25 protein-coding genes and 1 pseudogene are annotated in these 23,823 nt (G+C 51.5%); 21 read left to right on the forward strand and 5 right to left on the reverse strand.

All coding sequences use genetic code 11. The annotated features are described in order from the left end of the window. Nucleotides 1-476, forward strand: a pseudogene (locus tag D5269_RS07695) (IS5 family transposase); the annotation flags it as partial. A 122-nt stretch (nucleotides 477-598) separates the two neighbouring features. Then, entirely contained in the window at nucleotides 599-808 is a 210-nt protein-coding gene (locus tag D5269_RS18545; RefSeq protein WP_243126775.1) for a hypothetical protein, read from the forward strand. An 18-nt stretch (nucleotides 809-826) separates the two neighbouring features. On the opposite strand, the gene D5269_RS07705 is transcribed toward D5269_RS18545, so the two are convergent. Together D5269_RS07705 and D5269_RS07710 are read right to left on the reverse strand one after the other, a co-directional pair. Continuing rightward, nucleotides 827-1,540: a LytTR family DNA-binding domain-containing protein gene (locus D5269_RS07705; RefSeq protein WP_120485297.1), complete on the reverse strand. Its 714-nt coding sequence runs from the start codon at nucleotides 1,538-1,540 to the stop codon at nucleotides 827-829. Continuing rightward, complete coding sequence (locus D5269_RS07710; protein WP_120485298.1) at nucleotides 1,521-3,233, reverse strand: LytS/YhcK type 5TM receptor domain-containing protein; 1,713 nt, start codon at nucleotides 3,231-3,233, stop codon at nucleotides 1,521-1,523. Before D5269_RS07710 ends, D5269_RS07705 begins: the two co-directional genes overlap by 20 nt. Nucleotides 3,234-3,553: 320 nt before the next feature. Between D5269_RS07710 and D5269_RS07715 the strand changes: the two genes are divergently transcribed. The 3 genes from D5269_RS07715 to D5269_RS07725 are packed head-to-tail and all read left to right on the forward strand — an operon-like array spanning nucleotide 3,554 to nucleotide 7,105. Continuing rightward, nucleotides 3,554-4,618, forward strand: a complete 1,065-nt coding sequence (locus tag D5269_RS07715; protein WP_243126777.1) for a TAXI family TRAP transporter solute-binding subunit — start codon at nucleotides 3,554-3,556, stop codon at nucleotides 4,616-4,618. 38 nt (nucleotides 4,619-4,656) lie between these two features. Then, nucleotides 4,657-5,109: a DUF1850 domain-containing protein gene (locus D5269_RS07720; protein ID WP_243126779.1), complete on the forward strand. Its 453-nt coding sequence runs from the start codon at nucleotides 4,657-4,659 to the stop codon at nucleotides 5,107-5,109. Beyond that, the gene (locus tag D5269_RS07725; RefSeq protein ID WP_199735722.1) at nucleotides 5,102-7,105 is read left to right on the forward strand and encodes a TRAP transporter permease; all 2,004 of its coding nucleotides are present in this window, start codon (nucleotides 5,102-5,104) and stop codon (nucleotides 7,103-7,105) included. The genes D5269_RS07720 and D5269_RS07725 overlap by 8 nt, the downstream gene beginning before the upstream one ends. Before the next feature lie 162 nt (nucleotides 7,106-7,267). Here D5269_RS07725 and D5269_RS07730 read toward each other — a convergent pair whose 3' ends face one another. Beyond that, nucleotides 7,268-7,441 carry a hypothetical protein gene (locus tag D5269_RS07730; RefSeq protein WP_158604940.1) on the reverse strand — a complete coding sequence of 58 codons (174 nt, stop codon included), beginning with the start codon at nucleotides 7,439-7,441 and terminating at the stop codon, nucleotides 7,268-7,270. A 417-nt stretch (nucleotides 7,442-7,858) separates the two neighbouring features. Further along, on the reverse strand, nucleotides 7,859-8,113 hold the full coding sequence (locus D5269_RS07735) for a hypothetical protein (protein ID WP_147407966.1): 255 nt from the start codon (nucleotides 8,111-8,113) through the stop codon (nucleotides 7,859-7,861). Between the two features lie 303 nt (nucleotides 8,114-8,416). On the opposite strand from D5269_RS07735, the gene D5269_RS07740 reads away from it, so the two are divergent. The 16 genes from D5269_RS07740 to D5269_RS07815 all read left to right on the forward strand — a co-directional run bounded on the left by D5269_RS07740 (nucleotide 8,417) and on the right by D5269_RS07815 (nucleotide 22,329). Beyond that, nucleotides 8,417-8,755, forward strand: a complete 339-nt coding sequence (locus D5269_RS07740; protein ID WP_202621361.1) for a hypothetical protein — start codon at nucleotides 8,417-8,419, stop codon at nucleotides 8,753-8,755. A gap of 62 nt (nucleotides 8,756-8,817) precedes the next feature. After that, a complete protein-coding gene (locus D5269_RS07745) occupies nucleotides 8,818-9,633 on the forward strand; it encodes a zinc ribbon domain-containing protein (RefSeq protein WP_120485301.1) in 816 nt (271 codons plus the stop codon). Between the two features lie 13 nt (nucleotides 9,634-9,646). After that, on the forward strand, nucleotides 9,647-10,996 hold the full coding sequence (locus tag D5269_RS07750; protein ID WP_120485302.1) for a zinc ribbon domain-containing protein: 1,350 nt from the start codon (nucleotides 9,647-9,649) through the stop codon (nucleotides 10,994-10,996). Nucleotides 10,997-11,274: 278 nt separating this feature from the next. Continuing rightward, complete coding sequence (locus D5269_RS07755) at nucleotides 11,275-11,442, forward strand: hypothetical protein (protein ID WP_158604941.1); 168 nt, start codon at nucleotides 11,275-11,277, stop codon at nucleotides 11,440-11,442. Between the two features lie 361 nt (nucleotides 11,443-11,803). Further along, the gene (locus tag D5269_RS07760) at nucleotides 11,804-12,739 is read left to right on the forward strand and encodes a DUF932 domain-containing protein (RefSeq protein ID WP_120485303.1); all 936 of its coding nucleotides are present in this window, start codon (nucleotides 11,804-11,806) and stop codon (nucleotides 12,737-12,739) included. 13 nt (nucleotides 12,740-12,752) lie between these two features. Continuing rightward, nucleotides 12,753-13,697, forward strand: coding sequence for a lambda-exonuclease family protein (locus tag D5269_RS07765; RefSeq protein ID WP_120485304.1), 945 nt, complete (start codon nucleotides 12,753-12,755; stop codon nucleotides 13,695-13,697). Nucleotides 13,698-13,712: 15 nt separating this feature from the next. After that, nucleotides 13,713-14,501, forward strand: a complete 789-nt coding sequence (locus D5269_RS07770; protein ID WP_120485305.1) for a hypothetical protein — start codon at nucleotides 13,713-13,715, stop codon at nucleotides 14,499-14,501. A gap of 73 nt (nucleotides 14,502-14,574) precedes the next feature. Beyond that, nucleotides 14,575-14,955 carry a DUF3846 domain-containing protein gene (locus tag D5269_RS07775; protein WP_120485306.1) on the forward strand — a complete coding sequence of 127 codons (381 nt, stop codon included), beginning with the start codon at nucleotides 14,575-14,577 and terminating at the stop codon, nucleotides 14,953-14,955. Next, the gene (locus tag D5269_RS07780; protein WP_243150738.1) at nucleotides 14,943-15,161 is read left to right on the forward strand and encodes a hypothetical protein; all 219 of its coding nucleotides are present in this window, start codon (nucleotides 14,943-14,945) and stop codon (nucleotides 15,159-15,161) included. The genes D5269_RS07775 and D5269_RS07780 overlap by 13 nt, the downstream gene beginning before the upstream one ends. Beyond that, entirely contained in the window at nucleotides 15,154-15,348 is a 195-nt protein-coding gene (locus D5269_RS07785) for a DpnD/PcfM family protein (RefSeq protein WP_158604942.1), read from the forward strand. Before D5269_RS07780 ends, D5269_RS07785 begins: the two co-directional genes overlap by 8 nt. 142 nt (nucleotides 15,349-15,490) lie before the next feature. Next, the gene (locus tag D5269_RS07790) at nucleotides 15,491-16,060 is read left to right on the forward strand and encodes a recombinase family protein (RefSeq protein ID WP_120485309.1); all 570 of its coding nucleotides are present in this window, start codon (nucleotides 15,491-15,493) and stop codon (nucleotides 16,058-16,060) included. Between the two features lie 407 nt (nucleotides 16,061-16,467). Beyond that, nucleotides 16,468-18,417: a ParB N-terminal domain-containing protein gene (locus D5269_RS07795; RefSeq protein WP_120485310.1), complete on the forward strand. Its 1,950-nt coding sequence runs from the start codon at nucleotides 16,468-16,470 to the stop codon at nucleotides 18,415-18,417. Between the two features lie 118 nt (nucleotides 18,418-18,535). Then, complete coding sequence (locus D5269_RS07800; RefSeq protein WP_120485311.1) at nucleotides 18,536-19,201, forward strand: DUF3102 domain-containing protein; 666 nt, start codon at nucleotides 18,536-18,538, stop codon at nucleotides 19,199-19,201. A gap of 61 nt (nucleotides 19,202-19,262) precedes the next feature. Next, entirely contained in the window at nucleotides 19,263-21,176 is a 1,914-nt protein-coding gene (locus D5269_RS07805) for a type IV secretory system conjugative DNA transfer family protein (protein ID WP_120485312.1), read from the forward strand. A gap of 57 nt (nucleotides 21,177-21,233) precedes the next feature. Beyond that, nucleotides 21,234-22,004: a MobA/MobL family protein gene (locus D5269_RS07810; protein WP_120485313.1), complete on the forward strand. Its 771-nt coding sequence runs from the start codon at nucleotides 21,234-21,236 to the stop codon at nucleotides 22,002-22,004. A 142-nt stretch (nucleotides 22,005-22,146) separates the two neighbouring features. Then, a complete protein-coding gene (locus D5269_RS07815; protein ID WP_120485314.1) occupies nucleotides 22,147-22,329 on the forward strand; it encodes a hypothetical protein in 183 nt (60 codons plus the stop codon). A gap of 19 nt (nucleotides 22,330-22,348) precedes the next feature. On the opposite strand, the gene D5269_RS07820 is transcribed toward D5269_RS07815, so the two are convergent. Next, the gene (locus tag D5269_RS07820) at nucleotides 22,349-23,752 is read right to left on the reverse strand and encodes an ATP-binding protein (RefSeq protein ID WP_120485315.1); all 1,404 of its coding nucleotides are present in this window, start codon (nucleotides 23,750-23,752) and stop codon (nucleotides 22,349-22,351) included. Nucleotides 23,753-23,823: the final 71 nt, after the last annotated feature.

The following is a 23,823-nucleotide window of genomic DNA, read 5'->3' on the forward strand; positions in this document are numbered from 1 at the left end:
ATCGACGCCAGCCATATCAAAGTACATCCTGACGCTGCTGGCGCGCGGGGTGGAAATCAGGCGATGGGCCGCACAAAAGGGGACTCAACACCAAGATACATCTGGCCGTGGATGCGCATGGTATGCCGGTGCGATTCTTTATCACTTCCGGCACCACAGCGGATTGCACAATTGCAGCGCGACTGATTGAGGGCTTTCAGGCGCAATACCTTCTGGCAGATCGTGGCTATGATACAGACGCAATCATTCTCAAAGCTGTTGACGAGGGAATGATACCAGTCATTCCTCCAAGAAAAAACCGTAAACATCTCCGGGAATACGATAAATATCTTTACAAGCTCCGTCATCTCGTTGAGAATGCTTTCCTGCTTCTCAAAAGATGGCGCGGTATTGCGACTCGCTACGCCAAAAATGCCGCTTCTTTCGCTGCCGCTGTTCAAATTCGTTGTATTGCTATTTGGCTCCTTATTTATTGACGACACTCTCTAGAAAAGAAGCCATTACACCGCAGATACAAAAAGATCGATCCGGAAAAATGAAAGGCATATGTGGCAGAGCATCCGGATGCATACCCAAAAGAGATAGCAGAAGAATTTGGGTGCAGCGCAACCGCAGTTTATCTGGCTATGAAGCGTCTGAAAATCACCCGCAAAAAAAGGCAACGAGATACCGGGAGCAGGACGAGAAAAAGGCAGCGGCGTATCAGGAAGAAATCAGCGCCTATCCCATCTTAAAAATCGCTTATGTGGATGAATGTGGGATGGATACGTACTTGTACCGTCAATATGGCTATGCAGCCAGAGGGTAGAAAGTGTTCAGTTGCGCTTCAAATATGCAGATTCGCCCGCAGGCCCTTAAGCCTGTCCCGGCCAATCGGTAGCTCGGCAGCCGAGCCCCGAACCCGGAGGGCAAAATCGCTCCCGCTCCAGGGGAAAATATCCTGGACGTATTTCAAATGGACCAAGCAGGTCTTGTGAATCCGGTAAAACCTCCGATTGCGCAGGCGTTCCTCATAGACGCCCAGGGCGGTATTGTCGCTGTACTCATCGCCCGAAAGGGTGTGAATGATGCACCGCTTCCCGGAGCCGTGGGACTCGATATAGGTGATCTCGTTCAGATCCAGCAGGAGCGTATGCCTCTGGTTGCTGCTGATAGCGATGCGAAGCTCCTCCTCCAGTTCCGGAAAACGGGAGCTGACTTGGCTGAGAATCTGCCGGATGCGGGCAGGATCGTAAGGCTTGAGGATATAGTCATTGGCCTGAAGCTCAAACGCGGTGACGGCATACTCAGAATAAGCGGTCGCAAAGATGATCTTTGCGTTTGGCATCAACCGCCGGGCCAGAGAGGCCACTGTAGTCCCCTCCATATCGCCCAGACGGATGTCAATGAACAGAAAATCGAAGGTCTTTTTCTCCAGCAGCTGCATCGCCTGCACCCCGTTTCCGGCCTCATACACCTCTGACTGGGGGGCTATCTCACGGATCAGGCGGATCAACTCCTGCCGGGAATTCTTCTCGTCGTCAACGACTGCGATACGCATAGGATTCACTCCTTTCTGGTCTGGGCCGCAGGCCTCCGGGTGGTGTGAGCGGGAGGGAAAGGGATACGGCAGAGCCTTGCTCCGAGCTGTCTACCGAAAGAACGTATTGGCTACCGTAGACACTTCGCAAGCGTTTCTGCACGTTGAACAGCCCGCTATAGCCGGCATCGTTGGGATCGTGGAGGCGTTCGATGATCTCCGGCGGAAACCCATGGCCCTGGTCTGCAATCCGGATGTCGACCCGCCTGTCGGCCTGGTGGATGGCAATCTCGACATGCCGCTCCTCTACTGCGGTCTTGCCATGCCGTATCGCATTTTCCACGATCGGCTGGAGAATCAAAGGCGGCAGATAGAGCATCGGAAGCGCGTCGGGCAGCTCCCACACGACATGGATTGCTCCCTCAAAACGGGCTTCGGTAATGTACAGGTAGTTCCGCACATTGGACAACTCCTGCTCCAGGGTGACAAACGGCTCGTTGACCGTGAGGGACTGCCGGAAATAGCTGGCCAGCGTCAGGATCGTCTCCTGAGCCCGCTTTGGGCTGGTACTGCACAGAGCGGAGATGGTGCTCAGGGCGTTGAAGAGGAAATGCGGGTCGATCTGCGATTGCAGGGCCCGCAGCTCGGCCTGCTGGCGAAGCTGGATCTGGAGCTGGAATTCTCCCAGCTCCAGCATGGAGGAAAACATCTGCGCCAAACCTTCCGCGATGCGGCAGTCTGCTTCCAGGATCAGGTTTGGCCCTTGGGGGACACAGAGAATGAGCGTCCCCATGATCTCCCCCCGCCAGGCCAGAGGGGCGGCGATCACCGCCCAATCCGGGCCGCAGGTCTCACAGCCGCCCCGTTCCACCACCAGTTTCCCCTCTTCAATGGCTCGTCGGGCAGGAGGAAGCAGAGGGGCATCGTCCAACCACATGCCGCTGACCGCCACCACCTGTTCCAAACTGGTGAGCGCCACCTGAAACTCCGTCAGTATCTCCTGCACCGTGTCCACCGCTTTCTGCATTGCAGTACGGTTCTCCATCCCCTCCCGGAGAAAGGGAAGGCACTTCTGGGCGATAAAAAGCGCCAGATACTGCTGCTCCGCCAACTCGATGGCCACGCTACGGTTCAAGCGGCCCAGCAGCCCCATAAACAGGACAAGCCCCAGAGAATTGACTACAATTTTAGGAAACAGGATGACCTTTTCCAGATCGACCGCAGCGGAAAAGGGTTTTGATATCAGCAGAATCAACGCCGACTGGAGCAGCTCGGCCAAAACAACCAAGGCGGCCAAAATCAGGTTTCGATGCTTTTTCCGGGGCAGCCGATGGCAGGCTGCTGCCCCGATCAGGCCAAAGCAGAAGGTACCGATGCCGCAGGCCAGGGAGGTAAAGCTGGACGGGTCATAAAAGATGCGGTGGATACCTCCCAGCAGGCCGGCACACAGTCCGGGGATCGTCCCGCCCACCAGACCCGCAGCCAGGGTGCTGATCACCCGGGTGTTGACCACCGCACCCTGAAGCCCCAACCCGGTATAGGTGCTGCTGACAGACAGCGCACCAAAAATCAGACCCAGGCAGAGCTGCTCTGACAGGGATTTGTTCTGTTTTTTGAGCAGCTGCCGCAGGGGACCCAGCTCGATCAAAACAGCCGCTACCAGGACCAGAAGGCTGACATTGACCAGCAGGTATTCCAAAAGCTCATTTTTCATCGCTTTTCCCCCTTGCGGTTTTTCTCTTTTTGCACAGGGTAACACTGTTTTTTCTGAAAATCAAGAACTTTTTTCTCTCATTTTTTGCCGGGATCAGACGTCCTCCGCTGTTTATTCCTGAAATACAGCGATTCATTCCTTCTACGGCACAGGATAAGCCAATCCTATTGACGAAAAATTTTTTTGCCATAAAATCGTACTATAGGTTGGATTTGATTGGTGATATTAAACAAATCCGTGGATTGCCTGATGCTGTCCCGGAAGATTGCGGATCCGAAATCCGACCCAAGTGAAAATGAGTAAAAAGGAGACGGTATTCTATGAGGCACATGAAACGACTGATGGCACTGGCACTTGCCCTGTGTATGGCGTTTGCTCTGATCTCCTGTGGGAGCAGCCCAAGCGCTCAACCCGCTGACCCCGGAGCTGCCAGCAGCCAGTCCGATGCTTCCGGTAGCACCGAAGGAGCCGCTGCCGAAGGCGGTCTGACCGAAGCAGAACGGGCCAAAGAGTTTGTCACCGTGGCCACCGGCCCCACCTCCGGCATCTATTTCCCCATCGGCGGCGCTTTCGCTACCGCGCTCAGTGATTGGGGATATACCACCAGCGCCCAGGCCACCGCGGCTTCCGGCGAAAACATCCAGCTGATCCAGGAGAGCGGCGCCGAGATCGCGATCGCGATGCAAGACTCGGTGATGCAGGCCTACGAGGGCTTCGGCGCTTATGAGGGCAAAGAGCCTGCCAGCAACCTGTGCGCTCTGATGCGCCTCTGGCCCAACTATGTACAGCTGGTCACCACTGCCAATACCGGCATTAAATCGGTAGAGGACCTGAAAGGCAAGCGTGTGGGTGTAGGTGCGGCGAACTCGGGCGTGGAACTGAACGCCCGCATGATCTTCGAGGCATACGGAATGAGCTATGACGACTGCACCGTTGACTATCTGGCCTACGGTGAAGCGATCGACAACATGAAGAACGGCCAGTGCGACGCGGTGTTTGTCACCTCCGGACTTCCTAACGCCACCGTCACCGAGCTGGCTACCAGCTATGATATGGTCATTGTTCCGATCGACGGCGACGGCCGCGACAAACTGATTGCCCAGTACCCCTTCTATGCCGCTACTACCATCCCTGCCGATACTTACAACAACAAAGAGGACGTCCAGAGCGTCTTCGTATACAACATTATGCTGGTGCGGAACGACCTGTCCGATGCCATGGTCTACGATATGCTCAACGGCATTTTTGAGAATATCGCTACCATTCAGGCTTCCCACAACGCGGCCAACAAAAACATCTCTCTGGATGTGGGCATCAGCGACCTGCAGCTTCCGCTGCATCCCGGGGCTGAAAAATGGTGGGCAGATCACGGCTTTACCAAATAATGCAGCCTTTGCGACGGTATAGAGCGGCCGTCCTTTTGATGGCGGCCGCTCTGCTCGCCGCGATGCTCTCTCCGGTTCTGGTGCTACGGGTGTCTTATCAGAAGACCGGCGAAGTGATCCTCACCCGGACGGTCCGGCCCGGAGACGAGGTGTCCGTAACCTTGACCCACTCGTTTGAGCACATCCCCTGGAATGAATATTATCAGGTTCAGGCGGACGGAACCTTCCTGCTCAAACGGATTGAAGTGGGCGGTTACGGTGCTGGCATCCCTGCGGAAATGGATGTCCCCACCTATTTGGGGGAGGACGGTCTGGTCCACATGGACGAGATCAACTCTGTCTTCCTCAGATTCCAGTGGGTGACCTCCCAAATCAACATGAAAGAGCTACTGCTCAACGGACAACCTGTTCTGGAATTCTCGGAAATTCCCCATCACAGCTTTGTCACCTGCGAAATTTTAACGCAAAGGAGGCTGTTTCACTTTGGCTGAAGAAACAAACGTATTCCATCAGGAATTGACATCGGAAGAAGCCGCCAAACAGGAGGCCCTTCTGGAAAAACATGAAAAGGCCGCCCGTACCCGAAAATTCAGCTCCCCCGTCCTGAACAAGGCCTTGTCCTTGTTCTGTTTTCTGTTTACAATCTACCATCTGGCCTATGCTTCCGGCATCCGCATGATGCAGATGGTGAACTTTAAGCATCACGCCATTCATGTGGGCCTGATCCTGATCCTCAGCTTTGTGCTCTATCCCGCTTGGGAAAAGGCGTCTCGGAAACGGATCGCGTGGTATGACTATCTCTTCACCGCCATCGCCATTGCGGAACCGATCTATGTCTTTATCCGGTATAATGCGTTTATCTCCACCGGGTTCAAGCCCTCCACGCTGGACGTCATCATGGGCACGCTGCTGGTGATCCTGGTGCTGGAGGCCACCCGCCGTATCAGCGGCATGGCGCTACCCATTCTGTGTGTCATCTTCCTGCTTTATGGCATCTTTGGACGCTATATTCCCGGCCTGTTCCGCCACCGGGGCTATGACTGGGTTTCGATCATCAAATATCTGACAACCGACATTTATGGTATTTACGGCTCATCCATCAAGGTGTCCGCCACCTATATCGTTATGTTTATCATCTTTGGTGAGGTAATGAACAAGTGTGGTATGGGGCAGCTGTTCAATGATCTGGCCAGCTCGATTGCCGGCGGCACCAAGGGTGGCCCCGCTAAGGTAGGCGTCATTGCCTCCGGCCTGTTGGGCATGATCAACGGTGCTGCCGTGGCCGTAGTGGTCACCACTGGTTCCTTTACCATCCCCTTGATGAAGAAAAACAACTACTCGGACGAATTCGCCGGGGCGGTCGTTGCCACCGCTTCGGTCGGTGGACAGCTGATGCCGCCCATCATGGGCGCCGCTGCCTTCGTTATGGCGGAGACACTGGGCGTAAAATACGCGATAATTGTTACCGCTGCCATCATACCTGCGATCGTCTACTACTCCGGTATTCTGTTCCAGGTGCAGCTTCGGGCCAATAAAGAAAAGATGTATGGCCTGCCTAAGGACCAGCTTCCGAAAATCAGTACCGTCCTGAAGGAGCGGGGACATCTGATTATTCCGATCGCTTTCCTGGTCATTATGATGTTCGCTTCCGGTTGGACCGTGCTGAAAATCGCCTTCTGGAGCATCATCATTACGATCGCCGTGGCGGAGCTGAGACCTGTCAGCCGTATGAGCCTGAAGGATATCTATGACGCCTTTGCCCAGGCTGCCCGGTCCACCGTTTCGGTCGCCATCAGCTGTGCTTGCGTGGGGATCATCGTCGGTGTCTGCTCTCAGACCGGTTTCGCCCTGAACATCGCCAGCGCAATTATCAGCATCGGACGGAACGCGTTCCCCGCCATCCCTGCCCTGAGCCTGTTCCTGACCCTGCTGTTTACCATGGTCACCTGCATGATCCTGGGCATGGGCCTGCCCTCAATCCCCTCCTACCTCATCACTGCAACCATCGCCGCCCCTGCCCTGATTCAGCTGGGTGTGCCCGATCTGGCGGCCCACATGTTCTGTTTCTACTTCGCCATGTTTGCCAACCTGACCCCTCCTGTGGCGCTGGCCTCCTTCGCTGCGGCAGGCATCTCCGGCGGCAATCCTATGAAAACCGGCTGGGTATCGGTCAAGCTGGCAATCGCGGGTTTCATCGTCCCTTATATGTTCATCTACAACCAGGGTCTGCTGCTCTACGATGTCAACCTCTTCAGTGGCGCTTGGATTCTGCTCACCTCAGTGATCGGCGTGGCGCTGATCAGTGTGGCCGCTGAGGGATTCCTATTCACCAAGGTTCCCATTCCGGTGCGTGTGCTTTCCGGCGCTGCCGCCCTTCTGTTAATTAGCAGCGAGCCGATCAGCGATGTGGTCGGACTGGTTGTAACCGTATCGATCGTTCTGCTTCAGCATATGCTGGCAAAGCGCAAACCGCTTGTCGGGGTTTAAGAACCATCCCGCTCGCTTGTTGTCGCCGTCGGTATGCCGGAAAGCCGGTTTGATCGCAGGTTCTCAAACACAAACAAGAAAGGTCCAGAGCGGATGTGCGCTCTGGACCTTTCTGCCGGGAAAACGAACGATCCTATCTCTTTTTCCCTGCCTCTGTGACCGTCATGCTCCCGCCTTCTTCGCATATTCCCCTTTGAGGTCAAAGGCATGGTTCATGGGTCCGCTGCCTTCGACCAGATCCAACAGGTCGGCCAGGACGCCGGTCAGATACTGTTGATCCAGCAGCTCAACCTGCTGGCGTCCGAGCTTTACGGTGAATATGCATAGGAGCTGCACAAAAGTCTATCCGAAATCTTTGAGGAGGGCTGCTGCCGCGCAATCTATGACCAACAGCAGTATGCCGGGTTTGGGCAAAACTTTGACACCTTAAATGTCAACCAGATCGAGGCGGCGGTTACGACCGCGATGACCGCGCAGCTCCAAAAGGCGATGGGGATAGGCGCGTATGAGGCGCGCCGCCTGATATGCACCGAGTGCCGCCAAGTCTCTAACCGGGCGGCGGTGCCGGGGTATAGTCAAAGAAGTTGAAAAGCATCAAACAAAGCGTCGTCGAAGGAAGGAGAAACGGGAAGATCTCTACGAAGCTGGCGTTTAAGCCAGGCCCAGAAGTGCTCAGTAGGGTTGAGAGTTCAGGAGAATAGGGAGGTTTGAGACAGCGACCATCCGCACTGCCCCAGCCTTAAACGCATCATCTTAGCGTTGCGGTGTCTGACGTTTTCGTTCTTTTGTTGTCATGATCTTTACCCCTTCCTTTTCCATTATACAGAATATTTTTCTGTCCGGCAAATCGGGTATGGGGGCAACCCGTGAGATTGCGTTCAAGGCGACATTTGTCGTTTCCTCAAGCTGCTCCTGGGCCATACCCCGTTCCTTGAAAGCAGGACGGCAAACTGTGATTCTTAACACGCACGCTTTTAAAGAAAACGATGGTGAAAACGTATAAGCCATACCTCCAACTATATATTCTTCTGATGACACCACAAGAATCCCTGTGCCGCTTACGGCACGGGGATTTCATTTTGTCGGGGAAGGAGCTGTGAGAAACGTACATAACAATGGAATCTATCATCCAAAAAATCGAATATTCAATTTTAAAACACCACCATCAACCTTTTAACGACCCGTAAAAAGATTCTTTAAAAGGGGAATATAAAGGCCCTTGAAAAGAATCTTTTATCGACTGGATTTTGGACGTGAGGTGCTGGTAAACTGTGTTCCGGGTAACTTTGTTTAGGAGGAGGTCAGCCTGTGATGAACATCGACTTGGACAATCTGAATGAGGATGTTGTTTATGAAGCCTTTGGAGTTGACGGAAACGAAGGTGAGGCCCTAAATGACATCTATCTGGAACTTTTTGAACTGATAGGCCGTGAGGGTATGCTCAAGCTGTTCAAATACTTCCGTGGAGACAAGATCGACTGCCCTATGCGGCTCTATCGCCCGGAGTTTGTAGCGGATTTGGCAAAGCAAACAACAGACCGGCGTGAACGGGCCAAGATTGCCCGGGCCGCCGGATATACTGTCAAGTTTATTGAAACCATACTCCGTAAACGGAGAGAAGAAGATGAAAGTGAAGGGGAATCTGAGTAATCCATTATGAGGGATTGATCTATTACAGGTGACAGCCTAAATTAACAAGGAGGAGACAAATCATGTTCTGTCACAAATGCGGAGCGCAAATAGCCGAAGGTGCAGGCTTCTGTCACCAATGCGGCACAAAGGTTATTCGTACAGATAACACATCGGCGGTATCCAATCTAAAACAAACACCCGATTCCCCCATCCAAACCACCCTTCCGGAAGCTGACAACAGCGGCTTCAAAGCGTTTGTCGATAACCACATCCAAAAGGTTACCGACTTCCAATCGGCAGAAGAGCTGCTGGGAAGCAAGGTATCCCTCCGGTTCCTGTGGATATGCCTTGGGGTTGCCGCCCTATTAGGGCTCATAACCCTGAACCCCATCCTCCTGCTGTTCTTCCTGCTCCTCGGATATGCTGCGGCCCGCGTCATATGCGGGGTAAAGAAGGGACGGTGCGCCTTTCGGTATCAGGGGAAGATGGAGGGCGAAATCGACACCGACGACCTCATCCGGTTTATGATCACGCACCTGAGCTATCTGCAACCCTATTTCCATGAGTGGGGATACATAAAACGGGAGGCTCTCAGCGTACGCGGAGCCGTACAGGAGGCGGCAGCGGATGCCATCCGGGCAAGCACGCAGGAGATCGGTATCTGCACGCCCTTCGGAGAGGAGCAACGGCGTATGGCCGTTCTTATCATCCGGGCCGACCCCACAGACCGTGATTCCGGGAAAAAGGAATATTTCACGGATGCGGAAAACCGGCTTGAAGGGGCCTCCTTCTTATCGCACGATATGGGGTTTCAGAAGTATAAATGCGTCGTGAAAGCGGCCCCCATATTGCAGGTGGCCATGGAGTATTACTTCAATCACTATCAAAGAAACTAAAGGGGAAGATAAGATGTTCTGTCCGAAATGTGGCACAAAGGCATTGGACGGTGCCGGGTTCTGCCAAAAATGCGGAACGAAGCTGATCGCAGATGCTTCTGCACAGTCGGCAACACCCAACCCGGTAAGTCCGACGCAACCGGCCGGCAAGCCTTCTGCGGCCGTTCCAAAGAAAAAGAAACCGAAAAAGCTGTTGATTATTCTGGGTGCGGTCTTCGCTCTCATTGTGATACTGATTGCGGTAAATGCCGGTAATCTAGCAAAAAGAGGCGAACAGGCAGCAAAAGATGAAGAATATATCAACTCCCAGCAGCAATCTTCAGAGGCCAAGACGGATTCGGAAGTCAAGACGGATGTTGACGATACCGCCGGTAAACTGCTCTGTAAAAGTGTTCCGGTTGATACCATGATGGATATGACCGCAGAGGGTATCATCGCGGCCTTTGGAGAACCTGACATTCATGAAGCGGATGTTTACTATGATACTGATAGAATCGAATATGTATCGGATCAGCTATGTTTCATCATGTCCGAGGATGGCAGTGTATTTTGCCTTGACGCCCCCGCAGAAAAATTCACTTTAAACGGCCAGAGCCTTAACCTGTATTTTGACGATCTCGTCGGCATACTTGGTGATGATTACTACAGTCTCGGAGAAGCGGGATATCAATGGAGTATCGGCGACCTCTCATATACCTTCTACATTTCTACGGACGACTACATTGCCGACATCATTGAGGTCTCCAAAATCGATACCGATGAGCCGGTTAATAACGACGCCTATCTGGGCGACGAAGGCAATGACGGAGGTTATGCCAATTTGGATCCCGCGCTGGTCGGCAGGTGGAGGTCATATGACGGCGGGACGCTTGAATTTGATGGCAGCGGGGTTATCAGCTCCTGCGATTTCAAATGCTGGAGTATGAGCGCCGGAAAACCGGAGCGGATATGTTGGGAAGCCTTTAACGGCAGGGTGACTTGTTCCGCATACTTTGACCAAAATATCACATACGAAATTTCCGAATTACCGGATGGAGGTGAAAGGGCAATTATCACCTTCCCGGATTCCAATAACTGGTCGCTTGGGTACCAGCGTACATCCGGATCAACCGGTGACGGGATTGTCGGAACGTGGACCAGTGCGTCCAATTCACGCTGGTCCTACCGGTTTAACGAAGACGGCACCGGAATGGAGAGCGAAAAATACCCGCTTACCTGGGCCGCTGATACAACGGATGACGGCGCCGGTGCATTAAGCTATACCCTGTTGGACAGCACATACTTTGATTATACCGTGGAGGGTGATTCGCTTGTAGTCTTTCTTTCTGACAGTAGCCGGATATATACCAGAGTCGGAAACTAACGGATAACTGATAGGATATGGCAAAGAGGGCGGCTTCGGTCGTCCTCTTTGCTGTTTCTACGAATGATTGAGGAGACGATCATGATGTACGCAAAACATACAATTTTCAAGCACCGGAAACTTTCTGCCGTGTTTACCGGTTCTTTGCATCCCAGCCATGGAAAATAAGTTTGATCCCACCGAAGGAATTACCACCCTAAGCCTGTACCCCTATGATTCGGACACCGGCAAAGCCCGGTTTGCCTGGTGCCGCACGATAAATACCGGAGGTACTCCTAATGGAACAAAAAAAGCTGCTTCAACAATTCAAGCCGCCCTGCAATCAATGCCCGTATAAGCTGGGGCTGGTACAAACAGTAATCAATCCCTGCCCTCAGTGCAAGGTGAACGGTTATAAAACCTATGAGCAGTTCAAAAAAGAGCCGTCAAAAAAATATTCAAGATAGCAGATAGCAATCATGATAGCTTGGTATTAGCGTCCCTGTCCTTTATAAAATCTTATGGAATATAGGAACTGCATATCGTATGGCTCGCTGTTTTAACGATATATTCTATCCTTAGATCAAAAAAAGGAATGGGGGTGCAAAATTGTCCTACCGCAGAACCCTTGAAGTGGTGCTGATTGTCCTTACCGCCTTGCTTGCCATGGCAAAGGCTCTCAGCGAAATGGACAGGTCGCCGGATGCGGCCTAGAAAACCGCATAACCGGCATAAACAGAGGGCCTCCTTATACGGGAGGCCCTCTGTTTATCTATCTCGGCGCAGAAAAAATTCAAATATCCAAATCAAATTCAGGAGGTAAAAGTGATGTCTGCAAACGTTGAAACGATGTTCTATCTCCGCGAAAAGCCCTGGCATGGCCTGGGTATCCGTGTCGGGACTGCTCCCACGTCCATTGACGCCCTTGTGCTCGCCGGTCTGGATTGGGAGGTTATCCAGAAGGATGTCTACACCGAAAACGGCTCCCTGATCGCTGGGTATAAGATCAACACCCGCAGCACCGACAACGCCGCCCTGGGCATCGTGTCCGACCGGTACAAGGTGGTGCAAAACGAGGAGGCTTTCCAATTCACCGACGACCTGTTGGGCAAGGGCGTGACCTATGAGACTGCCGGAGCTTTGCAGGGAGGCAAAAAAGTCTGGATGCTGGCCCGGATACCGCACCGTTACATCATCGCCGGGGATGAAATCGCGCCCTATCTGGTGGTCATGAACTCCCACGACGGCAGCAGCGGTATCAAGGTAGCCATGACCCCCATTCGGGTGGTCTGCCAGAACACCCTCAACCTTGCTTTGGACAGCGCCAAGCGTATCTGGACGGCCAAACACACCGAGAACGTCATGAGCCGTGTTCATGAGGCCGAGGAGACTTTGGGATTGGCCGAGAGGTACATGGTTGAGCTGGGCCGGGGCATTGATGCCTTGTCGAAAATCAGGCTGACCGATAAGAAGGTCATGGAGTTCATGCAGGAGTTCTTCCCTGTCTCGCTCGACCTGCCCGAAGTGCAGCGCAAGAACAATCTCCGGCTGCTGGGGGATATGAAGCGGCGGTACTGGGAGGCTCCCGATCTCTCCCATGTGGCGAAGAATGCCTACCGTTTTGTCAACGCCGTCAGCGACTTTGCCACCCATGCCGATCCCATCCGCAGGACGAAAAACTACAACGAGAACCTGTTCCTGCGTACCGTTGAGGGTAACCCGATGATTGATAAAGCCTACAAGATGGCGCTGGCGGCTGCGTAAAGGAGGTTATGAAATGTCGGTAAAAATCTTAGTTTCCACGGAAAATATGCCCTATGAAGATTGGCTGGAATATCGTAAGCAGGGAATCGGCGGCTCGGATGCATCCGTGGTCTGCGGTATCAACCGGTACAAGTCCCCTGTCGAGCTGTGGATGGAAAAGACAGGCCAGCTTCCTCATCAGGAGGCCGGGGAAGCCGCCTATTGGGGGACGCAGCTGGAACCTTTCGTCCGGGCCGAGTTCACCAAACGCACGGGCATCGAGGTCAGCCGCAGAAACGAACTGCTTCAGAGCGAGGAACACCCCTTCATGCTCGCGAATCTGGACGGTATCTGTGAAGTCCCGGATGTTGGCCCCTGCATCTTTGAGGCTAAGACGGCTTCGGCTTACAAAGTCGGCGAGTGGGAGGATGCCATCCCGGACGAGTACGCACTCCAGTTGGCCCATTACATGGCTGTTACTGGCTATGCCGGGGCCTATATCGCCGTTCTCATTGGTGGCAATACGTTCAAGTGGAAATTCATCGAGCGCGATGAGGAGTTGATTTCTATGCTCATTCAGCTTGAGACCGATTTCTGGAACCATGTGCAGGATGGTACGCCTCCGCCGCTGGATGGCTCCGATGCCTCTGCTAAATTCCTGGCCGAACGGTTCCCCAACAGCAGACCTAAGTCCCACATCATCCTGCCCGAGACTGCTGATGAACTGCTAGCTCAATACGATGAAGCCTGCGAGGAGTTGGAAGCCGTCACCGAGCGAAAGCAAAAGGCCGAGAATCTGCTGAAGGAGATGATAGGAGAGAATGAGGTAGGCACTGCCGGTGATCGGATTATCACCTGGAAGAGTGTGTCCCAGGAACGGCTGGACAGCAAGACTCTGAGAGCCGAGCATCCCGTTCTGTATAAGAAATATGTAAATCAAACGTCATACCGCCGCTTCTCTGTCAAAGCGGCCGTGTAAACAGGAGAATGAACAATGGATACCACGAAATTGAAAAGTCGTTTAGGCGATAAGGTGCAGGAGTTACAGAAGCCCACTGGGGAGCCGAATATTACCGTTGCTCCTGCCGCTGATATCTCACTGGCTCCGAGCGATTCTAGCTACATCGCTCTGACCAGCAACGCCCTTGACCTGATCCGTGCCAATTTGAAAAGCCAGCCGCTGACCCTCGATCTGTTCGATATCGTGAAGTCGCCCTCCGGTGGCTCCACGGTGTTTTCTGTGCCGGGACTAGCCGGAGACGAGGCTGAGAAGGAGCTGACGGGAATCATTTTAGACTACACCACGCCCCGGGCCTATTGGGATACCCCTGATCCGGTCGAAGGTACGCCCCCTGTCTGCATGAGTCGGAACAGTATTATCTCCCACGACGGGAAGGCCTGCGCCCTCTGCCCATTTAATGACTTCGGCTCCAAAGATGGGGACAGCAATGCCAAGGCGTGCAAGGAGTCGGTGCTGCTCTTTCTGCTGCGGCCGGGCAGTGTTATCCCGCTTCTGGTTCGTGTCCCTGTGACCAGCAAGCCAAGGTTTCTGAAATATTCCACACGACTGCTGAGTACCTTGACGCCGATCAACAGTGTGGTGACAAAGATTACTTTGGAGAAGGCCACCAGCAAACAGGGGAAGCCTTATGCTCTCTTTCACTTTGAGGCGACCGGCACTCTCGGTCCGGAAGAAGCCGCCAACGCCAAGGCATATGCCCGGCAGTTCATGGAGATTGTGAACGCTGCCGAGCTGGCGCCGGAGTTGGCGGAAGCAAGCTGAGATATACCACTATACCCGGTGTCCCTGCTTGATCGCGGGGATGCCTGGTCATTTGCTTTTGGGAGGAAAACAGATGCGCATTTTAGTTGTAGAGCCGGAGTGCAGGCCGGAAGTACGGGAAATCAATGATACTCTGGAAGCCATGCAGGAGATCGTAGGCGGACTGATTCAGGTTATTTATCCGTTCGATGATCCTGTTGCTCTGGTCTGCAATGACGAGGGAAAGATTTTGAACCTGCCTATGAACCGAGGCTTGCGGGATGAAAACGACCAAATGTACGATATCGTATTCGGGACGTTCTTCCTGTGTGGGGCTCCTATGGACAGCGACTGCTTCACCAGTTTGACCACCGGGCAGATCGAACGGTATCGGAAGAGATTCTACACTCCCGAGATATTTTGGGGTATGGATGGGCACATTGTCTGCCTGCCGTTGGAGGGATGTACAGAATGAAAGTGAGGGCCTATATTCACAGCTTGAAGGATCATGAGCATGACCGTCATGTGATGGGTGAGGCGGAGATCATCCGGCAGATTGGCGACAACCTGTATCTGGCCGAGGTCAATGGCGTCCGCTGTACGGCGATTTTTAACTGCTTCACAGGAGCCTATTTCGTTGACGATGTGTATGGTATTCGGAAGGAGGAGTCTAATGAGTAAACGGAATTTCAAAGTGACGATCACCGAGAGATTGAAGCGGACGGTGGAGGTAGAGGCAGACGATTGCCAGGAGGCAAAGCAGATGGTTTCCGACGGCTGGCACGACAGCAAATACATCCTCGGTTCTGAGGACTTCGTTGATGTAGAATTTGAGGCCATACCTGCTACTGATGACGCATCCAAATAGTCCCATTCAGGTACACTCAAACGGCACTATGAAAAAGCGTCCTATTAGAGTTGGCTTTTCGGGTTCTGGTACGTTCCAGATTTGAGACCGACTCTAATGGGACTTTTGCTTAAACTTATCTTTTATCAGGGGATGATAGAGAGTGAAGATCGGCTATATCAGAGTGAGTACCCAAGATCAGAACACCATCCGACAGGAAGTTCTTATGCAAGAGCTAGGTGTGGATGAAGTTTACATCGACCGCATGAGCGGCAAAAATGCCAACCGACCGGAGCTACAAAAAATGATGGAGTATGTTCGTCGAGGAGATACGGTGATCGTAGAATCCATCAGCCGGTTTGCACGGAACACCCGGGACCTGCTGGATTTGGTGGAGCGATTAACTACCAAGGGAGTTGAATTTGTCAGCAAGAAAGAAGCCATCGACACCACAACTCCTACAGGAAAATTCATGCTGACCATTTTTGGTGCTGTGGCAGAATTGGAACGGGAGTATATCTTGCAGCGTCAACGGGAAGGGATCGCCATTGCTAAGGAACAGGGCAAATATACCGGACGGAAACCAAAAGAATCCCCAGATTTCGATAGGGTGGTCAGCCAGTGGCAACGTGGTGAGATTACCGCAGTCGGGGCCATGCGAACATTGAAAATGAGTAAGACCACGTTTTATCGAAGGGTAGGGAAAGACAAAAGAAATATCTCATTAGAATGAAAGAGGAAGGGCTGGCTTCGTTGTTTATTTATCTTTGCGGCAGATTTTGCGCCCAACAAGCTGCCGCAAAGTAGGTGTAATAATTTGCGGGATAATTTGAAATCGTTTGACCCAAAATCTCCCGCAAAGATATATTGCTATGTCGGCCAGCCCTTCCTCTACCATGTCGAACACATCATGAATAGGCTCAAACCTTAAGGGTACTTATTCTCTCATGAAGCAATTATAATTGACATTTAAAGCTCTGAAAATCCTTTCTCGAGAGGACAATTTATCTTCAATGCGTAAGTGAACCCCCAGGGCCAGCACACTCCTTAAGATCAACTATATAAGTCTGTAATCAGAACTTCGAGTTGAAAGACGAGAGGAGAATTGCTATAATACAGGAAAAAAGAAGGAGTACTCCTATGGGTTCATTTGCTCCGATTCCTTCACATGAGAATCAGGTTGAGATTGACCTTGAGAAACTCGTTCCATTTGCTCACTATCCGTTCAGTTGGTTTCAGGGGCAACGACTGGAGGAGATGGTTGATGAAATCAGCGAGTGTGATCCCATCGACATTATTGATGGACAGGTTGTGGAAGGAAAAGCTACTGGCATTAAAATAATTAGTCCGATCATTGTCCGTCATACTACTGATGACCAATATGAAATTCTTGATGGACACTATCGAGTTGCTGCTGCAAGGAAGTTAAAGAGAATACTGCAATTACAATCGGTAAAGATTCCAGCGATCATCAAAAGAGAGCTGACTGATGAAGAAGCTCTGTCTGAAGTTTCAGACACGAATCCTATTGGACTACTTTTGAAACATGGTATTGATATTTTTTGTGAAGATTACAGACAGTCTGATGGGTATAAGTGTTTAGCTGGTGCCTTGATTTGTTCAGACGGAAACAGCAGCATGGCCTTAGACGAATACATAGAACACTTCCTGCTGGACGATCATAATAGATATGATTTATATGAAAGTATCTACAGTATGGGAAATCCCTATGAACTGAATGAAGAAGAATGTAACGATGAGGTTGTGGCTCGTGAGATTCTTCAAATAATCACCCCAGGGTATAAAGAAAAAATAGCTAAACTGGAAAAATCAAAAGAGGAACGTGACGTAGATGCTCTAAGTAAACTACAGGCCACAATAGAAGATGAAATACCAGAGTTAGTCCGTACCTTTGTCCGAAAAGACAGTGGATATATTCAGCAATTAAAAGATTATCTGAATTTTGATTTGGATGCCTACGATTATGATGATGTTCAAAACCGGCGTGAGAGAGCCAAACTTCTCTTTTTCGTTCATATGTTGAAAAAGAGAACATTTCCCCATATGAATATTTTACAGTTGCTTGGCAGACCATCCATGGAAAACATTGATAATTCGTTCTTGGGATGGGAAACAAGTAACGGAAAGTACGTCAAATTTGTGAAGCATGAGGTCGAAAAAGAACTTTCATTGACCCGAAAAAGCAACATTAAACAGGCTGTGTCCTTTGTCGTAAACACATGGGGAGACTACATCAATTCGCTATGTCACGATGTTGCTCTTGTGCTTGCTACCGGAGGAGACTGCTCCAAGGATATAGAATCGATAATGTCTCATATGCAAGCGATTTTTGTTTATCAGAAACCTGTGGACTGCAAGTTTACTCCCTTAACCCCTCTGGAAGCATTTTACTTACGGCTCACACAAAACGAATATCTCGGACAGCTATACGATATACTGAAAATTTTCAAAATAAGCTCCGGTGCCGATTATCCCGTTCCTGTGGAATATATGAAGGAAATGGAAGAATTTCAATTCAGAAAAATGAGCACTGAGGACATAGAGAAATTTTTTGAACCCGAAAATATCCAGCAGATTGCAAAATATGTCTATCTAAAGGATGAGACGAGCAAAGAGGAACGGAGGAAGATACGGAACAACAAAGATAAGGTGCTTAGATTCCTTGACTTTTGCAAACTTGCTGATCCTCTGGGGATTTACAATGTGATGGAGGATGTTACTGAACTGCTGATTATTTCATGCTTACAGAGTATTCTTTTGGACAGCAGCAATGAGATATTCGATTATGCCTTTCATGGATTTGAAGGTGGAAAAGGATACCGCAAAGGAAAGATTCGTGTTCAGGCCGCATTGAAAAACGACCGTCATACTTGTGATGCTTTACAAGTTTACTGGGTTCGCCGGGTTATGGATCGTAGCTATGCCAATGTGGGTGACGGCAATATCAGGAAGGTAACGACAAAAATTGAGACGAGATGTATCGAAGCATTATCACGAGTTTTGAACAGTTCCACGATTGAAGAAATGTTGGAGGCAAGCAGTTTTTATTTGAATAAATCAGCGGAGTAGAACTCCTAATCTCAAAGGTGAATATTGCGGTGTAAAAAAGGGCGTATCCTGCGGTTCGCAGGACGTGCTCTTTTTTGTTATTCTGTGCTTGCCCAAATAAATTAAAGGAGGTAACACGATGTCTACTCAAGGAAAATTCGCTCCCATTACCAACCCCAATATGGATCCGCCAAAGATAAGCCACACGCAAGACCTTGATGAAATCAAGGATAAGATTATTTCTCTTCAAAATGATGTTGAAAAGTCTTATCTTGAAATTGGCCGATTGCTTTTGAAGGCAAAAGAGATAAATGGAAAACATGGCGAGTGGCTCGGATGGGTTCAGGAGAATGTAGATTTGTCTGTTTGTAAGGTCGAGCGGCTAATGAGAGTCGCTCGATGGATAGATAAAAACGAAGCGCCAGTGCAGGGTTTGACGTTTACCCAAGCGTACCTGCTCTGCAAAATGTCCCAACAACAACTTGCAGAATTTGGGGATTTTATAAATGGGCTGGATAAAGTCAAAGACATGACAAAACGGGAGTTGGAGGCCAAAATCCGGGAATTTCTAAAATGGAAAAATGGGAAATCATCCACCGCTCAAGTCTCCCAGCAGGCAGAACCCCAAACCTCGACTAAAGACGGCCTCAGTGAGCGGTTTGATCGAATTAGAAATGATGTGTCAGAGCTGGCAAGTATTATAAACGGCACTTCTGGTTTATATGACACCTTTGCCTCTGAGCTTTGCAAAGTCTGCCAGACCATCCTCCAGCAGCTTTTGCCGGAAGACGTGGAAAGCATCTGAAACATCGGGTACGGCAGCCGGTCTTCGGCCGGCTTAATGATTAGGAGGCGGCTAAAGGGTTATGGGAAAGGAAAAATACAACACATGGCTGGGTGATCCCGATTACAACGCCAGTCGCGTAAAGCTTACGAGCGCAGATTATATCTATCTACAGAAATCGCGGGAGTCAGATGGGAGAAGTCCTCCGAAAGAAATGCTCCTCCCCATACGGGACGGCCCCGGTTTCTTTTTGGGCCTGCCAAGCGGGCCCGGAGGAAGCAGCTACGTCGGCATACCGCAGAATACCGAAGGAAATTTCATGGTGGTTGGCGGGAACGGCAGCGGCAAGAGTGCCGGAATTGCCAAACCAACGTTAAAAACATGGCAGGGGCCAATCTGTGCTACGGATGTCAAAGGCGAGCTGTCCCTGTGTTATGAGGAACTGAGTGACCAGGGGCTTGTCACGCGCCCCTATCTCGTTTTTGATCCTACACAGCCAGAGGGCCCTGGCTACGACCCGCTTTGGCTGCTGTCACACGATGGTGAGGACAATCTCCTCAACAACGTCAGGGAAATTGCCATGGCAATCGCTCCAGTTTCGCCAGAGGACAAGCAGCCCTTCTGGGCCGAAACGGAACAGGGGGTAGTTGCGGCGGCACTCCTCTATTATTTCAAACTTGGATTGAGTTTCAGTGAAATCATGTGCAAAATTCTATCTTCGTCAACAAGTGAATTATGTAAAACGCTGGTGCAAAGCCAAGACGTTTGTGTGCGGATTCTCCTCGGAGAAATGGCTGTCATGAAACCGGAAACCTTGGCCAACATTGACAGGGGGATGCGCAACAAGCTCATGCTTTTTGCCGCCGATCCGTATATCAGCCATGCGTTTCGGGGCCAGCGCGAGGGAGCAAGCTGTTTCAATTGGAGCGACCTCGATCATTATAACATTTTCCTGCGTATTCCCGCAGATAAAATTGATCAATGGAGTGGAGCGATCAACCTTATGTACATCCAACTGATTCGGCATTTGGAGCGCCGGCCCGAAAAATACAGTGCGGGGGGTGCAAGCAATCGTCAAACGCTGCTGCTGATGGACGAGTTCGCCCGGTTTGGAAAGCTCCCAATGATTACCGCCGCCATGGCTACCCTGCGCAGCAAAAACGTCAACATCTGTTTGATGGTCCAAAGCGTTGCACAGCTGGACAAAATCTACGGCGAACATGACCGGCGGATCATCTTTGACAACTGCCAATTCCAAGCAATCCTGCGGGCCAACGATGCCGACACGCAGAAATACCTGTGCGAGCTGGTCGGGACCCATATATGCAGCCGGCATAGTACAAGTGAGCAGATGGACGAAGAGCTGGACACCACAGGTTACAACAGGCAAACCAACGAAGTTAGGGAGTGGGTCGTGCAACCCCATGAGCTGTCAACGTTGGAGGAGGTACTTGTTCTGTCCCCATATGGATCCTGCCGGGTGAAGAAGCTTCGGCCGGACGACGAAATGTGTTCCATGCTATCGGCTACCCCTCAGGTGATCCGTGCAAAAATCATCTCGATCATACCGGCTGATACTTCGGATGCTCATGCAATCCCCTGCACGGTCATACGCCCGACAGAAATCATCACTTATCATTCTAAAAAGAACGAAGGAGCGAAAATCATGTCCATTGAGGAACGAACCGCAAATGCCAACCGGCGTATTGATGCCGCTGAACGGAAGCGGAGACAGGAAGAACGGGCTGCTCAGGAGGCACAGAAGAAAAAGGACAACCGCCGCAGCTACGCCATTGGGGAACTAGTTGCTAAGTATTTCCCCCAAGTCTCAGACCTTGAGCAGGAAACAAATGGCGAGAATACCGATAGCTTTGAACCCTTGGAAGCATTTCTGTACGTCCTATCTATTGATTATGAATTGGTTGAAGAACTGAAAGGCCGGGCGGCTCAACTGGTATCGGATGACCCGGATGGAGAATGGCGCGCACCCGTTTGAGTGCTCTGCTTTAGTAATTAGTAATGATGCAACAGTGCGAAAGGAAGGGCGAGATTTATGGCGAATTACCATTTTGAGACTAAAATCATCAGCCGCGGGAAAGGAGGCTCTGTTACCGGCGCAGTCAGCTACATCTGCGGGCGGACACTGCGCGACAGCTACAACGGTAGGACATATTATAACCACCGGCAGGACGTTGTGTGGGAGAAGATATTTCTGCCCGATAGCGCGCCGCCGCAGTTTCGGACTCTCCAGGAGCTCTGCGATGAGATCGAGCGGGCGGAGGTACGCTGGGATGCCCGCACGGCGCGGCAGTTCATCGGCTCTTTGCCCAACGAGCTGCCTCCTGGGGAATTGGTTCGGATCGTTCATGAGTTCATAGAGAGCAATTTCCTGCCCTATGACCTGTGTGCGATTGCAGCTATCCATCGGGGCCGCAATCGTGATGATTCGTCCAAAAACAACCCGCATGTCCATATCATCGTCCCCACCCGGGCCGTTGGAGAGGGTGGCTTTCGTAAGCGGAAAGACAGGGAACGTGATAAGCGGGGGTATATCAATATCTGGCGGGAGCAATGGGCAGAGGTGCAAAATCGGGCCTACAAGCAAAACGGGTTGGACATCCGCGTCAGCCACGAGAGCCTGGAGGTTCAGGGAAAGTATGACCGTGAGCCCACCATTCACCTGAGCCGCATCGACTGGCAGAAGGAGCAGCGCGGCGAACGCACGGCCGCCGGCGATCGGAAGCGCGCCATTCGTGACCGCAATGATGAACGCGCCCAAGAGCGCCAGCCAAAGCAGGAGCCGGAAATGGAGCTGTCACGGTGACGAAATCCGCATCAGGCCGCCGTTCGCTTATATATTATCCTTGTGAGAGGGGAAGGCATGACCCGAAGTTGGTACTATTTTCCGCCGGACGTTCATAGATTGTACAAGGAACATCCGCTAAGAAGGAGGTGGCAATGCCACTGTGAAGCAGCGCAAGCTCAGCTACCGGTTTCACGACCCCAACCCAGCGGCAGTGACCGCCGACTACATACTGAAAATTTTCATCGAGGCCAACGCGGGAAAGGTGGAGGCGGCGATACAGAAAGCCGCCGAGACCATCCCAGCCGATGAGAAACCGGGCCGCTGCCAGGGACACTCCGCATGACGCGGGGTGTCCCTCTTTTTTATCTGCATTCCATAGCCTTCAGCATATCATCATAGCTGACCAGCGTCACATTACCCAGCTCGTTTGCTTTCTCCATACAGCCCTTGGTAAAGCCGGACTTGGAAAACAGAAAATAGTGTACCTTGCTGTACGGAAACAACCGGCTGCGGTGGAGCAGCGTCTCTAACACACCCAGGTCAACCTTTTCGTTCGTCCACTTGCACTCGCCAAAGAGGGCGGTAGTCTTGTCCTGCTCCCCCAATATGTCGATCTCCGCCTGGGCTTTTTCAATGGGATCGTTCCCCCACCAGCGCCCCAAAGAGGTAAACTCCACAGGGGATTGACCCTCCAGCAGCAGCTTCCACAGGTATTGCTTGCATATCTCCTCAAACACTCTTCCCATGTAGTCGGAGAGCTGCGGCGCAATGCGCTGGTACACCAGGTCAGCGGCTCCACGGGCGATCAAGGAGTTGTTCTCCAGCACAAAGCGATACCAGAAGCGGAACATATTATCCTCGATAGAGTACAGGGACTTACGGGAAGCCTTCTCCCCATAGGGAGTCTCCTTCTGCACGATCCCCAAGCTGATGAGATTCTTGATGTAGCTGGCGCAGACGTTGGTATCCTCCCCCACCTTGCTTGAAATCTCCGACATCCGAGAAGCCCCTGCTGCAATGGCGGTAATGATCGCCGTATAGATGGCTGGTTCCCGCACTTCCTGTTTCAGAAGGTTCACCGGCTCCTCATAGAGAAAGGAAATCGGATTGAGGAAGGTATTTTTGATGTTTTCCTCAATGCTCAGGCGGTCGTTGATTTGCAGCAGGTATTGTGGTGTCCCCCCGACGATCCCGTAGGCCAACGCCTTGTCCTCGCCCTTGAAGTGGCTGAAATAGCGGCAGGTCTCCTCGAAGTCGAAAGGCAGCAGCTTCATCTGTGCCGTGCGTCTGCCGTAGAGCGGGGCCTTGTATGCCAAAACCTGATCCTCCATATAGGACATAGATGAACCGCAGAGAATCAACATCAGCTTGGAGGTATCTTTATTCTTGTCGATCAAAAGCTGCAAGGTGGAGGCAAGGCTTTTGGAGGAGCGAGCCACATAGGGGTACTCGTCCAGAACGAGAACCACCCGTTCCTTTTCCGCCAGCTTGAACACATATTCCAGCGCCGCTTGGAAGGACAAAAAGGAGTTCTCCGCTGCAATACCGCTGGCGTATTCCAGGATACTCTTGCTGAGGTTTTCCAGATTCTGTTTGGCGTTACTCTCCACACCCATGAAGTAGATGGCTTTCTTCCCTTGGATAAACTGGGTCAGAAGAGCCGTCTTTCCCACGCGACGGCGGCCATACACAACGGCAAACTCAAACTTGCCCGATGTGTATAGCTGTTCCAACGATTTCAACTCCCGCTCTCTTCCGATAAACATAGGCGCACCTCCATTCGCTGTATTTAGTATATCACATCCGGCACAATTTAGTCAATTACGATTTACTAAAA

This window comes from Anaerotruncus sp. 1XD42-93, from assembly GCF_009917605.1.
Lineage (GTDB): Bacteria > Bacillota > Clostridia > Oscillospirales > Ruminococcaceae > Anaerotruncus.